This window comes from Hymenobacter oligotrophus (genome assembly GCF_003574965.1).
Classification (GTDB): domain Bacteria; phylum Bacteroidota; class Bacteroidia; order Cytophagales; family Hymenobacteraceae; genus Solirubrum; species Solirubrum oligotrophum.
This window is the reverse complement of record NZ_CP032317.1, coordinates 3,127,503-3,140,172: the sequence shown is the minus strand read 5'-3', so window position 1 is coordinate 3,140,172 and position 12,670 is coordinate 3,127,503. Positions and strand designations below refer to the sequence as shown.

Genomic DNA, 12,670 nt, shown 5'->3' with positions numbered 1-12,670 from the left:
GGCACCCAGGGCTCAGCTTAAAGCAGCAGCTGCCGCCGCTTAGTACACCCAGGGATACAAGTCGGGTGGCACGTGCTCGTCGGCGGCGGTGGGCAATGGGTGCAGCGCCCGGGTTTCGTCGAGGTACAGGAAGGCGTCGTAGCGCTCGGGCACTACCGTGGGTACGTAATTGCCAAACCGTTCGCGTTCGGGCCGGTACACCACGCCAATGGCCCGGTGGTTCAGGTGGTCGAGCAAGGCATCGTGCCGGCGCAGCTCATCGGAGAACAACAGCGCGTTTTGGCCGATATCGGCATGCAGTATGGCTTCCCAGGAGTTACTGCGCGCTTCGGGCACGGTCATTTTTTCGAAGGGGGCACCCCAGCTTTTGCCGGCAATTACCGAGCCCTGGTACGAGCCAAACCCCACGATGAACACGTTTTCGCGGCCGAGCTCTTGGCGGGCCAGCTGCCCCACGTTCACCATGCCATCGGCCACCATATCGGTGTAGCGCGCGTCGCCCACGTGGGTGTTGTGCTCCCACACAATGGCTTTGCTCTCGGGCCCGTGCAAATCGAGCAGGCGCTGCAGGGTTTCCATCATGTGGTGGTCGCGCACGTTCCACGACGAGCCCCCGCCGCGCAGCATGGCTTTGTAGTAGCGTTCGGCATTCACGGCTACCAAGGCGTTCTGCTCGGTGGCAAAGTCAATTTCCTTTTCGAGGCCGTCGGTGCCGGTGGTAGGCGTGCGGCGCTGCAGGGCGCGCAGCATCGTCAGCACTTCGTCTTCGCAATCTTCGCTCACAAACGCCACGGCCTCGGCGTACTCCTGCGGGTCGGCGCTGTACGGCTCGAAGCACTTGTAGGCGCGCTGGGCGGCTTGGGCTGCGGCCTCGCCTTTACGGCCGGCGTACTGCATAATTTGCTCCAGCGACTCCCACAGCGAGTACACGTCGAGGCCATAAAAACCGGCCTTATGGCCCGTAAGCTGCTGGGCGTTGTGCTGGCGCAGCCAATCCACGAGGTGGGCAATTTCCCAGTTGCCCCACATCCAGGTGGGCCAGCGGTTAAAGTTTTGCAGCAGTTTGGAGCTAGGTTGGCCGTCGGGCTGCTGCTTCACGGCCAGGTTCACCTCGAAGCAATCGGGCCAGTCGCCCTCCACAGCAATAAAATTGAAGCCTTTCTCCTGAATGAGGCGCTTGCTCAGGGATGCGCGCCAGGTGTAGTACTCGTGGGTGCCGTGCGAGGCCTCGCCCAGGAGCACCACGCGCGCATCGCCGATTGCTTCGAGGAGCGGGTCGAGGTCGGCGGCGCGGCGCAACGGGTGGTGCGGAATGATTGTTTTCATGGCCAGCTTGGGGGGAAGGATGAAAAACGGAGCGCCGCCCCCGCTGCTCCCCAGGTGTGGGGAGGCAGCTGGTGGCGGCGCGGCAATAGGTATACGGCCTAAGGCTTACTTGTGTGCCTTGTCGAGGTTTTTTCCCAGGTCTTCTACTTTCCGCAGAAAATCATCCACGTCGGCATCGGCGTAGGTGCCAAAGGCATTCGAGATGGTACCGCGGATGCCGTCGGCGGTTTCGATGGCGTACAGAATCGACATATCGTCGGGGTTGCTTTCGCCCTCAAAACGGTAAAAATCAACGATGGTCACCTCCTCGGGGCCGTAGGTTTTATTGGTTTCGGAGCCGATAACGCACAAACGGCCGTCTTGCACGTTGAAATCGGAGGTAAAGCCGTCTTCGGTCAGCTTTCGTTCGACGTTGACAAGGGCGCGTTCTTCTTCTTTGTCTTGCATAACGCAGGGGGTGCTTGGTGTGGAAGGATTGAGAGAAGGAAACCGAAGCGGCTGAAAACACGCCGCCCCGCCCCGGCTATACGCAGCCATGGGCGGGGCGGGTTATATACCCCAAGCGAAATGCTTGACTAAGCAGGTTGTTGCTTTTGCTGCTGAGATTTTTCGATGGTGCGCTGCAGGGCATCGACGTTGATGGTGCCGCACGCGCCCCCGCAGCCTTTGGGGCAAGCACCTTCGGATTTGGCAAAGAAGCTCTGCCACAGGCGGCGCCCCACATAGAAGGCCGCACCTAGGAAAAGCGCCAGAATGATGAGTTCCTGAATCAGCATAACGCTTGCAAAACTAGCGTGGCAGATAAAAAGTTGCGTGGCCGCATCCTCTCCTCATCTGAGGAAGGCATGCTGTTGCTTTAGCAGCGACGGGGGTGATTGCGTCGTTGCTGATGTTGTTGACCTAGGACGGTAGCTACGGGAAGTTACTGCCCGCACGTCAGCAACGATTGTCAACCACCCCAGCCGCAGCTGCGCCGCGGCGTCCCCCTCCTCATCTGAGGAGGGGAGCTTGTCGTTCTGCCACTGCTTGCTATCTACCGCCAGTGCTCGGCTATTACCTCTTGCATTTCGCGGTGCACGTGGCCGTTGGTGGCCAGCACTTCGCGGCTGAAAATGGGGTCGCCGTCGATTAGAAACTGGGTTACCTGCCCGCCTGCTTCGCGCACGAGCAAAATGCCGGCGGCTACGTCGTAGGAGTTGATATTGAACTCGAAGTATCCTTCGAAGCGGCCAGCGGCCACCCACGCCAAATCAACGGCTGCCGAGCCCACGCGGCGGACGCCGTTGGTGCGGCGCATAAACTCCGTGAGGATCGGCAAGTAAGCGTCAATGCGGTGGAAGTTGCTGTACGGGAAGCCCGTGGCCACCAACGAGTGGTTCAAATCGGGCGCGGCTGATACCCGAATGGGCGTATCGTTGCAAAAGGCGCCGCCGCCGCGCACGGCCCGGAAGCATTCGTCGAGGTTGACTTCATACACCACGCCAATGGCTAGCTCCTGCCCATGCAGCAGCGCAATGCTTACCGCATAGCACGGCAAGCCGTGGATGAAATTGGTGGTACCGTCGAGCGGATCGATAATCCAGGTGTACTCCTGGCGCGTGGCTTCGCCGGCCGTGCCTTCTTCGGTAATGAACCCGGCCTCGGGCAACAGCTCGCGCAGCCCCGCTACAACCATCCGTTCCGACTCTTCATCGACGTACGATACCAGGTTGTGTAGGCCCTTGTTCTCCACGCGGTTGCGGTCGAAGTTGGCCGCTTCCTGGCGAATGAACTGACCGGCCCGGCGGGCTATGTCGGCTACTTGGAGGCTGAGTTGGTCGAAGTCTGGAGTCATGGAACAGAAAGCATATTGAACGATACTCCCCTCCTCAGATGAGGAGGGGTGCCCGAAGGGCGGGGTGGTTGATGGTCGTTGTGGTAGGCTAGAACGATTATTCTAAGTCGATAACCCTAGGTCGTCATGCGCATCTGGCGTCCGCGCAGCCGAAGCATCTCTACTGATAGTATTCTCAACCAAGCGGTAGAGATGCTTCAACAAGCTCAGCATGACATCCCTTTTAGGTAAGGTTACTATCTGACGCTAGGTCAACCACCCCAGCGTCCACTGCGTGGCCGCGTCCCCTCCTCAGCTGAGGAGGGGAGCTTGCCATGCTTACTTCACGAAGCGCCGAACCACCACAAAGGCCAGCAGCAGCACGGCCACAGCTTGCACAGCATGGCCTAGCAGCTCGCCGTGGCGGGTGTAAAAGGTAAGCTCGTCGTTGAGGTGCACGGTGTAGCGGCTCACGGCGGGCACCCACCAGCCGGTTTGCTGCACAATATCGCCGCGCTGGTTGATGAAGCCCGAAATGCCGGTGTTGGCCGAGCGGGCAATGTCGCGGCGGGTTTCGATGGCGCGCAGGCGGCCGTAGGTAAGGTGCTGCTTGTAGCCGGGCGAGTCGCTCCACCAGCCGTCGTTGGTGATGATGCCGATAAGCGTGGCCCCGCGCCGCACGTACTCGGCTACGTAGTCGGAGTACACCGATTCGTAGCAGATGACCGGCGCCACACGCAGCGAACTGTCGGCGGTGGGGCTGAACGAGCGGAACACCGTGCGCTGCTCCTGCGAGCCGTACGAGCCAACTACGCCGCCCAGGTCGATGGTACCTAGGGCCGAGTTGAGCCAGCCGGGCACTTTCTCCACGCCGGGCACCAGCTTCGATTTGTGGTACACCTGCAGCGGCCCGGTGGGGCTGCTCACGTGCAGGGCCGCGTTAAACACATCGTAGTAGCCGAGGTCGTCGCGGAAGCGGGCCGTGGGGCTGGCCACCTCCTTGGAAGCATACGAACTAACGGAGGTGATGCCGGTAATCAGGCGCAAGCCCGGATGCGCGGCCACGAGGCGTTGCACGCGTTGCACATCGGATTGTTGGGCTAGTTGGTTTTCCCAGTGGGTTTCTTCCAGCGCCGTTTCGGGCCAGAGCACCAGCTTGGTTTGCGGCGTCAGGGCCGATTCGGTAAGCGACACCAAGCGCTGCAACTGCTGATCGGCCGGAATGTACTTGGCGCCGCCGGCAAACTTCTCCTGAAACGGATCGATGTTGGGTTGCACTACCACTACCTCGGCCGCTTGTCCTTTCTCCTGCCAGCGCGCATCAATGGCAAACGACACCAGCAGCGGCAAAACCAGCGTAGTAAAAGCGGCCAGCCAGGGCTTCCAGCGCAGGCCCAGCATCCTAGGTGCTGCAACCTCCTGTCGGCCAAACAGCACCCAAAACACCGCCAGGTTGGCCAGCAGCACCCACAGCGAGCCGCCGAGCTGCCCGGTGTACTCGTACCACTGCACCCAGCCGGGCACCATGGCAAAGCCGTTGCCGAGCGTGAGCCAAGGCCACGATAGGTCCCAGGTAAGGTGCAGCTGCTCGAAGGCCAGCCAGTACACCACAAACCCCAGGTAGCCCAGGGCCGGGCCCAAGCGGCGGCGCGTATGCCAAAAGGCCAGCAGCGGCAGGCTTTGCAAGGCCGCGTTCAGGATGTTGGCCGCAATGCCGCCGACTAGGGTGCTGTAGGCCACCCAGTAGGTGGTAAGCACATTCCAGAGCAGCAGAAACAGGTAGCTAAGCCACCAAAAACGGCCGGTGCGGGCGCCTTGCGTCCGCAGCACCTGCTCGAGGCGCAGCAGCGGCACCAAACCAACCAACAGCAAAAGCGGCGCGGGTGCGGGGTGCACCGGCCAGCCTGCCCACAGCAACAGCGGCCCTAGCAGAACCAGCAGCCAGGGTTTATTCGCGAAGTCCTTGAACGACAATGACAATTTCTCCTTTAATGGCCGGACGCGCGCCAAACACCTGTGCCAGGTTGGCCAGCGTGTCCGTCACGGTCTCTTCGAATAACTTGGTTAGTTCGCGGCTTACCGAGGCGGGCCGCTCGGGGCCAAATACCTCGGCCAGCTGCTCGAGCGTTTTCACCACGCGGTGCGGCGACTCGTAGAAGATCAACGTTCGACGCTCCTCGGCAAGTTCGCGCAGGCGGGTTTGCCGCCCTTTTTTTACGGGCAAAAATCCCTCAAACGTAAACCGCTCGGCCCCGAAGCCCGATTTCAGCAGCGCGGGCACAAACGCCGTGGCACCGGGCAGGCACTCTACTTTTAGGCCTTTGGCCAAGCACTCGCGCACCAGCAAAAAACCGGGGTCCGATATGCCCGGCGTGCCCGCATCCGACACCAACGCCATCCGCTCGCCCTTTTCGAGGCGCTCGAGCAGGCCCGCCACCACTTTGTGCTCGTTGTGCAGGTGGTAGCTCTGCATGGGCTTTTTCAGCCCTAGGTGCTGCAGCAGGCGGCCGCTGGTGCGGGTGTCTTCGGCCAGCACCACATCCACTTCGCCCAGCACCCGAATGGCCCGGAGGGTAATGTCCTCGAGGTTGCCAATGGGCGTGGGCACGATGGTAAGCGCGGCGGGTTCGGGCGTGTTGTCTTGCATGGGCCGGCAAAGGTAGACCACAGATATTGACGGATGCAGAAACGGATGCAAGCGGATGATGTTTGGCCTCTGCGAACCTCCGCGTTTCTTCCGTCGACCTTGGCGGGAACCCGACGTTAGGCCACGGCCTCGCCCCCGTACTCGGCCGCAATCTTGTCGATGGACTCGGCCAGGCGGTGGTCGCGCTTCGATACGGTGTTGCCCGCATCGTGGGTGCGCAACCGAAACTCCACGGTATTCCACTCGTTGGCCCACCACGGGTGGTGGTCCTGGTGTTCGGCTTCTTCGGCCACGTCGGTCATGAAGCTGAATGCCGTTTGAAAATCCTTAAAGCGGAAGGTGCAGCGGAGGGAGTTGTCTACTTCAGTCCACATAATGGTTGAGGCGGTCGGTGAAACGTTGGGCAAGCCCGTGGGCTTTGCCAACATACACAGCTTCGGCCGAACGGCAACCCAAACAGGCCCGCTGCAGTAAACCTCCGCAAGAACCTTCTCTTCCAAAACACCGCACCTACTCCCATGGCTATAGATCCGAAAAACCGGCCGATCCGGGAAATACCGAACGATACGACCGAGGAAGAACTGAACGCGGGGCATATTATTCCGGGCGCCGATCCGCCCAAAAACGAAAACGCCCGCGGCGGCTTCGGCAACCGCGACGGCAAGCAGGGTTTTGGCACCGATTCGTCGGACGGCATTACCTCGGTTTCCGTCAACGAAGACGCCGACAAGCCTGGCCACCCGGCTGACAACATGCGCTCCGACGACGAAGGCCGCCCGGTAGTACCCAACGAGGACATGCCCACGCCCGACATGCTCGACCCGCGCCGCCTGCCCGACCCCGTTAGCGAAACCGAAGGCGATACCATGCGCGCCCGCAACGCCGACGAGGACCTGACCGACGAAGACGATTTTGACAGCGTAGACCGCCGCAACGACGCCGGCGAGGACGAAACCGGCACGGACAACGACGGCTCCGGCAACAACGCCCGCCGCGGCGCTGCCATCGACTATAATATGAAAGCCGAGGACGCCCGGCCCGATACCAACGCCGACCTCACCGACCCCGACGCGCAGGAGTCGGGCATTGCCAAAGGGTTCTAACTCTCTGGCAGTGCCGGGCTACTGAGAACCTAGGAGTATCACGTTTAAACCTCAGAAAGTCATGCCTTACAAGAGCAATAACACCAACAAGCAATCGAAAGAAAACCACGGTGATCCGGCGGGCGAAGGCCAGCCGCGCGCTGTAGGCCAATTGCCCGTTACCAACCGCGACGACGAAACCGAAGAGCGTTTGGAGCAGCTGGCCAAAGATGCACCGCAAGCCCACCCCAACCGCAACCTCAACAAACCCGACCTGGATAAGCCCAGCTACGGCGGCGGCCACTAGCCGCCGGCGCGCCGAACGCAAAAGCCCCGGCCTTTTCCGCGGAAAAGGCCGGGGCTTTTGCGTTCGGCGCGCCGGCGGGAAGGAAGAATTAGTAAGGAAGAAAGAAGAACAATGACGCCGCCCTACATATTGCCCTGCACGCGGGAGCCTAGATGCCGCAGCACCCAGGCCCCGGCCGCGGCGCCGCGGCCCGACTACGCATCTGCGCTTCTTCCTTGCTCATTCCTCCTTATTCCTTAAAAAAATATGCGCTACGCCACCACCGATGTTCATGGCTGCCTGCGCACCCTACGCCATTTGGTGGAGGAGCGCATTGGCCTTGGCACCACCGACGAGCTGTACCTGCTGGGCGACTACGTAAACAAAGGCCCCGACAGCCGCGGCGTACTCGATTACCTGATGCAGCTGCAACGCACCGGCTACCAAGTTCACTGCTTGCTCGGCAACCACGACTACGAGTTGCTGCAAGCTGCCCGCGAGGCGCGGCCCCTGGCGCCGTGGGCTGCCGGGCCCAAGCCCGACCAACTCACCCTAGGTAGTTTTGGCGTGGCGCACCCGCAGCACATTCCGGAGCATTACCTGCAGTGGTTGGAGGCGCTGCCGCTCACGCTGGAGCTGCCGGATTTTGTATTGGTGCACGCCGGCTTCGATTTTCGGTTGCCGCCCGAGCGCATGCGCACCGACCGGCATAGCATGCTCAACATCAAGAACTTTACCTTCGATGCCTCGCGCTTGCAGGGCAAACGCCTGCTGCACGGCCACACGCCCGTGCCCACGCAGGAGCTGCGCCGCCGCCTGAAGCAGCGAGCCGGCGCCATCGGTCTGGATACCGGCTGCGTGTACCGCCACAACCCCGAGCTGCGCCACCTTTCGGCCCTCAACCTCGATTCCTGGGAGCTGCTGCGTCAAGAAAACCTGGAGCCGCCTTATCCCATCGGGCACCGGTAACCACGCCTGGGCTGCGCTCCGCCATCCTTTGCCCGCCGAGCACAACACGCCGCAGTTGGCGCCGCCAGCAGCAATTCGCGCTGGCCGCCAAGGCCGTGGCCACCGCATTCGGTAAACCACAGCGTTGCCACGGGGTGCCTTGTTGGGAGCAGGCCTATTAGCACCTAGGCTTTGTGGCCGCGCCAGGCGTTAGCGCCGGAGGCCAGCCTCGCGCAGGGCGCGGCGGGCTTCGGCGCGCTGGGGCTCGGGGGCTGTGGAGGCGGCCTGTTGCAGCGCGGTTTGGGCCTGCGGCAACTCTTGCTGCTGCCAGTGCGCCAGCCCTAGGTAAAAAGAGGCTCGCCCGGCCATGGCAGAGTTGCGCATTTGGCTTACCCGCTGAAAATAGCTTTCGGCTTGCTGGGGCTGCTCCTGGCGCAACAACAGCAGGCCGTTGTAAAACAAAAAAGTATCCTGACCTAGGGAACCGGCCGGCAGGCGGCGCAACGAGTGCAAAGCGGCCGGGTAGCTGCCGCTGCGGTACAGGTTCATGCTTTGCTCGAGCAGCGTGCGGCCTTTGGTTACGGCGGCGGGCAGCCCCGGCTCCTGCACATCAAAGTCCGACCAGGCCCTACTTGGCGTGCTGCGCTTGGGCCAAAACACCACCAAGCACCCAAGTAAAATGGCCAGCGCCGCAAGGCCCACGCCCAGGCGCGCGCGCTGCCGCCGCTTGCGGCGGGTAATACGCTGCTGCGCGGCCACGCGCTGCGCCACGCGCCGGTCGAGCGACTCGAGGCGCAGCCGCAAGGTTTCGCGGCCGGCGGCCCAGCGCAGGTCGGCGGCGTACTGCTCGTAGGCCAAGCACGCTTGGCGCAGCCCGCCGTCGAGCAGCAGTTGCGTGTCAAACTCGTCTTGCTCGGCCACGGTCAGGAGGCCATCGGCCGAGCGCTCCACTTCGGTAAGGTGCGGCAGCAGCTCGGCAGCACCCACGGCGCCCTGCCGCTGCAGGGCTTCGTACAGCTTGCGCAGTGCGTCGGATTTCTGCCGGCGGGCCACGTTGGCGTTGGGGTAGCCAAGCTTTACGGCTAGGGTTTCGAAATTGGAGCCGTGGAAGTAGAATTGCTGCAGCACCAGCTGGCTGTCGTAGGGCAGTTGGCGCATGGTGCGCAGCAACAGCTGGCGGCGGTCGGCCTCCGACGCGGGCAGCAGGGGCGTATCGGCGGGTAGGGCCGTGTTGGTTACGGTGGCCGTCAGGATTTGCCGCGCCACGCCGTAGAGGTGCGCGCGCAGGTCGGCGGGCCAGCGGCTCAGGCGCCCGTCGTTGGCTTGGTCGTAAAACTCGAGCAGCACCTCGCGCAGCACCGCGTGGGCCGACTCGGGCGCGGTGCCGAATTGGCGCCGAGCCCAACGGCTAAAAATGTCGCGCTGCTGCTCGTAAAAATCGGTGAGCGGCGTGAGGGTACCGGTGCGCAACCGGGCAAGCTGTTCCGACAGAAAGTAACTCACGGGGCGAAAGGCTTCAAGCAGCAAGTAACAACAATTGGCATACGCCCGCTGCTGCCGAGGAAAGAAAAGCCCGTACAACCTAGGCTACCTGCCCTAACGGCCGGGCTTGGCTTTGGTTGGCCCCGCCGCCCAAAACCGGGCCGCGCACCTAGGGCCAGCCGCCGGCACAAGGCAGGGGTGGGGTTGTTCATCGGTAAGAAGCCGCGCCTTACCTTTGAAGAATGGAAACCACGACCCGCACTCTCGCTCCCGATACCGTTGTATTCGATCTGATTCGCCGTGAAAAAGAGCGGCAGATGCATGGGCTCGAGCTTATTGCCTCCGAAAACTTCGTGTCGGAGCAGGTAATGCAAGCCCAGGGCTCCATCCTGACGAATAAATACGCCGAGGGCCTGCCCGGCAAACGCTACTACGGCGGCTGCGAAATCGTCGACCAAATCGAGCAGCTGGCCATCGACCGCGTAAAAGAGCTGTTCGGCGTGGAGTGGGCCAACGTGCAGCCCCACTCGGGCGCGCAGGCCAACGCCGCCGTAATGCTGGGCATCCTGAAGCCCGGCGACAAAATCCTGGGTTTCGACCTTTCGCACGGCGGCCACCTCACCCACGGCTCGCCCGTCAATTTCTCGGGCAAGCTGTACCAGCCTTCGTTTTATGGTGTAGAGCCCGAAACCGGCCTCATCGACTGGGAAAAGGTAAAGGAAACCGCCCGCCGCGAGCAGCCCAAGCTTATTATTTGCGGTGCCTCGGCCTACTCGCGCGACTGGAACTACCAAGCCCTGCGCGAAGCCGCCGACGAGGTAGGCGCGCTGCTGCTGGCCGATATTTCGCACCCCTCGGGCCTCATTGCCAAGGGTTTGCTGAACTCGCCCTTCGAGCACTGCCACATCGTAACCACCACCACGCACAAAACCCTGCGCGGCCCGCGCGGCGGCCTCATCATGCTCGGCCGCGACTTCGAGAACCCCCTAGGTCTGAAAACGCCGAAGGGCGAAATCCGCCTGATGTCGTCGGTGCTCGACGGTGCCGTGTTCCCCGGCACGCAGGGCGGCCCGCTCGAGCACGTAATCGGTGCCAAAGCCGTGGCTTTCGGCGAAGCCCTGAGCGACGCCTACGGCGAGTACACGCAGCAGGTAATCCGAAACGCGCAGGCCTTGGCCGCCGCCTTTACGGAGCGCGGCTACCAAATCATCTCGGGCGGCACCGATAACCACCTGATGCTGATTGACCTGCGTTCGAAAGGCCTCACGGGCAAACTGGCCGAAAACACCTTAATCAAGGCCGATATCACCATCAACAAAAACATGGTGCCCTTCGACGACAAGTCGCCGTTTGTTACCTCGGGCATGCGCATTGGCTCGGCGGCGGTAACTACCCGTGGCCTGCGCGAAGCCGACATGGCCCGCGTCGTCGACTTCATCGACCAGGTGCTCATGAACCACGACAACGATACCCGCATTGGCGAGGTGCGCCAGCAGGTAAACGCCATGATGCGCGACCTGCCACTCTTTTCGGTTTAAGAGTTGAAGAGTTTATGAGTTTTGGAGCCGGAGAAAATCTACTCGCCGGCTTTGCGCGTACCTCTTCCTGCTTACCACGGGTTGGATGCCTGAATTCATAAACTCGCCAACTACCTAACTCATCAACTCTTTGCAGTCCCCGACCCAACAATTCCAGCAAAACCGCGCGGCCGCCGAAGGGGGCGAGATGTCCTTTATCGACCACCTCGAAGCCCTGCGCTGGCACATCATCCGGGCCGCCATTGCCATCGTGGTGTTCACGCTCGGGGCTTTCCTCTCGAAGGAGTTCCTGTTTCACGAGCTGATTTTGGGCCCCTCGCGGCCGGATTTCTGGACCTACCGCATGTTCTGCCAGCTCGGGCAAACCCTGAACTCCGCCGAGCTTTGCCTCAAGGAGCTGACCTTCGATCTGCAGAACCGGCAGATGAGCGGGCAGCTGAGCATGCACATCAGCACCTCGTTTGTGGTGGGCCTGGCCCTCGGGTTTCCGTACCTGTTCTGGGAGCTGTGGCGGTTCATCAGCCCGGGGCTTTACCCGCACGAGCGGGCCAACTCACGCGGGGCGGTGTTCTTCGTGTCGGTGCTGTTTGCGCTGGGCCTGCTGTTCGGTTACTACATCGCGGCGCCGCTGAGCATTCAGTTCCTGGCTTCGTACCAGCTCGACCCCACCATCGAAAACCAAATCGACCTGCAGAGCTACATCAGCACGCTCACCACGATGTCGCTTTCGTGCGCTTTTGTGTTCGAGCTGCCCATGGTGGTGTTCTTCCTGGCCAAAGCCGGGCTGATTACGCCCGAAATCATGCGCCTGTACCGCAAGCATGCCATTGTGGTAATTCTGGTAATAGCCGCTGTAATCACGCCGCCCGATGTGTCGTCGCAGCTGATTGTAACGCTGCCCATTTTGCTGCTCTACGAGCTTAGCATCAACATTGCCCGCGTGGTGCGGCGCAAGGATGTGGCCCGCCTGAACGCCCAGTTGGCCGAAAACCACGGCCAGGTATAAGTTTCGGAAAGAGCGGGTTGCGGCCCGCTCTTTTTCTTTGTTGCCGATTGATAAACCCTAGGTGCCCCCGCGGTACCCAACCCCCACAACCCGCATGAACAAGCAACTCGCCATCGGCTCCGACCACGCCGGTTTTGCTTACAAGGAAATGTTGAAGCCTTGGCTTGAAGCGCAAGGCTACCAGCTGCGCGACTTCGGCGCTTACTCCACCGACTCGGCCGATTACCCCGATTTTGCGCACCCGCTGGCCGCTGCAGTGGCCTCGGGCGAGTTGCCGCAGGGCATTCTTATCTGCGGCTCGGCCAACGGCGTGTGCATCACGGCCAACAAGCACCAAGGCGTGCGCGCAGCCATTGCCTGGCTGCCCGAGCTGGCCTCATTGGCGCGTCAGCACAACAACGCCAACGTGCTGTGCTTGCCAGCCCGCTTTGTGAGCGAGGAGCAAGCCCGCGAAATCACCACCGAGTTCCTGAACACCGCCTTCGAGGGCGGGCGTCATCAGAACCGCGTGGGCAAGATTGAGTGCTAAACCAAGCCACACA

General features: G+C 61.9%; 14 protein-coding genes. 6 read left to right on the top strand and 8 right to left on the bottom strand.

The window, feature by feature from the left end:
• Positions 1-39 precede the first annotated feature (39 nt).
• From D3Y59_RS13435 to D3Y59_RS13405, 7 genes are all read right to left on the bottom strand, one after another.
• Positions 40-1,326 carry an erythromycin esterase family protein gene (locus tag D3Y59_RS13435; RefSeq protein ID WP_119445513.1) on the bottom strand — a complete coding sequence of 429 codons (1,287 nt, stop codon included), beginning with the start codon at positions 1,324-1,326 and terminating at the stop codon, positions 40-42.
• 105 nt (positions 1,327-1,431) lie between these two features.
• On the bottom strand, positions 1,432-1,773 hold the full coding sequence (locus tag D3Y59_RS13430; protein ID WP_059071642.1) for a hypothetical protein: 342 nt from the start codon (positions 1,771-1,773) through the stop codon (positions 1,432-1,434).
• Positions 1,774-1,901: 128 nt separating this feature from the next.
• A complete protein-coding gene (locus D3Y59_RS13425; protein ID WP_162910784.1) occupies positions 1,902-2,102 on the bottom strand; it encodes a FeoB-associated Cys-rich membrane protein in 201 nt (66 codons plus the stop codon).
• 257 nt (positions 2,103-2,359) lie between these two features.
• Positions 2,360-3,160 (bottom strand): inositol monophosphatase family protein, encoded by an 801-nt coding sequence (locus D3Y59_RS13420; RefSeq protein WP_119445512.1) that lies wholly within the window; start codon positions 3,158-3,160, stop codon positions 2,360-2,362.
• A gap of 318 nt (positions 3,161-3,478) precedes the next feature.
• Complete coding sequence (gene lnt, locus D3Y59_RS13415) at positions 3,479-5,113, bottom strand: apolipoprotein N-acyltransferase (RefSeq protein WP_240410369.1); 1,635 nt, start codon at positions 5,111-5,113, stop codon at positions 3,479-3,481.
• On the bottom strand, positions 5,088-5,786 hold the full coding sequence (gene rsmI / locus D3Y59_RS13410; protein WP_119445510.1) for a 16S rRNA (cytidine(1402)-2'-O)-methyltransferase: 699 nt from the start codon (positions 5,784-5,786) through the stop codon (positions 5,088-5,090). Before rsmI ends, lnt begins: the two co-directional genes overlap by 26 nt.
• A 116-nt stretch (positions 5,787-5,902) precedes the next feature.
• Positions 5,903-6,160: a 4a-hydroxytetrahydrobiopterin dehydratase gene (locus D3Y59_RS13405; RefSeq protein WP_119445509.1), complete on the bottom strand. Its 258-nt coding sequence runs from the start codon at positions 6,158-6,160 to the stop codon at positions 5,903-5,905.
• Positions 6,161-6,304: 144 nt separating this feature from the next.
• On the opposite strand from D3Y59_RS13405, the gene D3Y59_RS13400 reads away from it, so the two are divergent.
• From D3Y59_RS13400 to D3Y59_RS13390, 3 genes are all read left to right on the top strand, one after another.
• On the top strand, positions 6,305-6,889 hold the full coding sequence (locus D3Y59_RS13400) for a hypothetical protein (RefSeq protein ID WP_119445508.1): 585 nt from the start codon (positions 6,305-6,307) through the stop codon (positions 6,887-6,889).
• 61 nt (positions 6,890-6,950) lie between these two features.
• Positions 6,951-7,175, top strand: a complete 225-nt coding sequence (locus D3Y59_RS13395) for a hypothetical protein (protein ID WP_059071635.1) — start codon at positions 6,951-6,953, stop codon at positions 7,173-7,175.
• A gap of 246 nt (positions 7,176-7,421) precedes the next feature.
• Positions 7,422-8,123, top strand: coding sequence for a metallophosphoesterase family protein (locus tag D3Y59_RS13390; RefSeq protein ID WP_119445507.1), 702 nt, complete (start codon positions 7,422-7,424; stop codon positions 8,121-8,123).
• Positions 8,124-8,312: 189 nt separating this feature from the next.
• Here the strand turns inward: D3Y59_RS13390 and D3Y59_RS13385 are convergent, their stop codons facing one another.
• Positions 8,313-9,605, bottom strand: a complete 1,293-nt coding sequence (locus D3Y59_RS13385) for a sigma-70 family RNA polymerase sigma factor (RefSeq protein ID WP_162910783.1) — start codon at positions 9,603-9,605, stop codon at positions 8,313-8,315.
• A 221-nt stretch (positions 9,606-9,826) separates the two neighbouring features.
• Here D3Y59_RS13385 and D3Y59_RS13380 point away from each other — a divergent pair, with 221 nt between their 5' ends.
• The 3 genes from D3Y59_RS13380 (at position 9,827) to rpiB (ending at position 12,657) form a co-directional block, all read left to right on the top strand.
• Entirely contained in the window at positions 9,827-11,122 is a 1,296-nt protein-coding gene (locus D3Y59_RS13380) for a serine hydroxymethyltransferase (RefSeq protein WP_119445505.1), read from the top strand.
• A gap of 130 nt (positions 11,123-11,252) precedes the next feature.
• The gene (gene tatC / locus D3Y59_RS13375) at positions 11,253-12,128 is read left to right on the top strand and encodes a twin-arginine translocase subunit TatC (protein WP_317127412.1); all 876 of its coding nucleotides are present in this window, start codon (positions 11,253-11,255) and stop codon (positions 12,126-12,128) included.
• A 94-nt stretch (positions 12,129-12,222) separates the two neighbouring features.
• Positions 12,223-12,657 (top strand): ribose 5-phosphate isomerase B, encoded by a 435-nt coding sequence (gene rpiB / locus D3Y59_RS13370; protein WP_119445504.1) that lies wholly within the window; start codon positions 12,223-12,225, stop codon positions 12,655-12,657.
• The last annotated feature ends 13 nt before the right edge of the window (positions 12,658-12,670 follow it).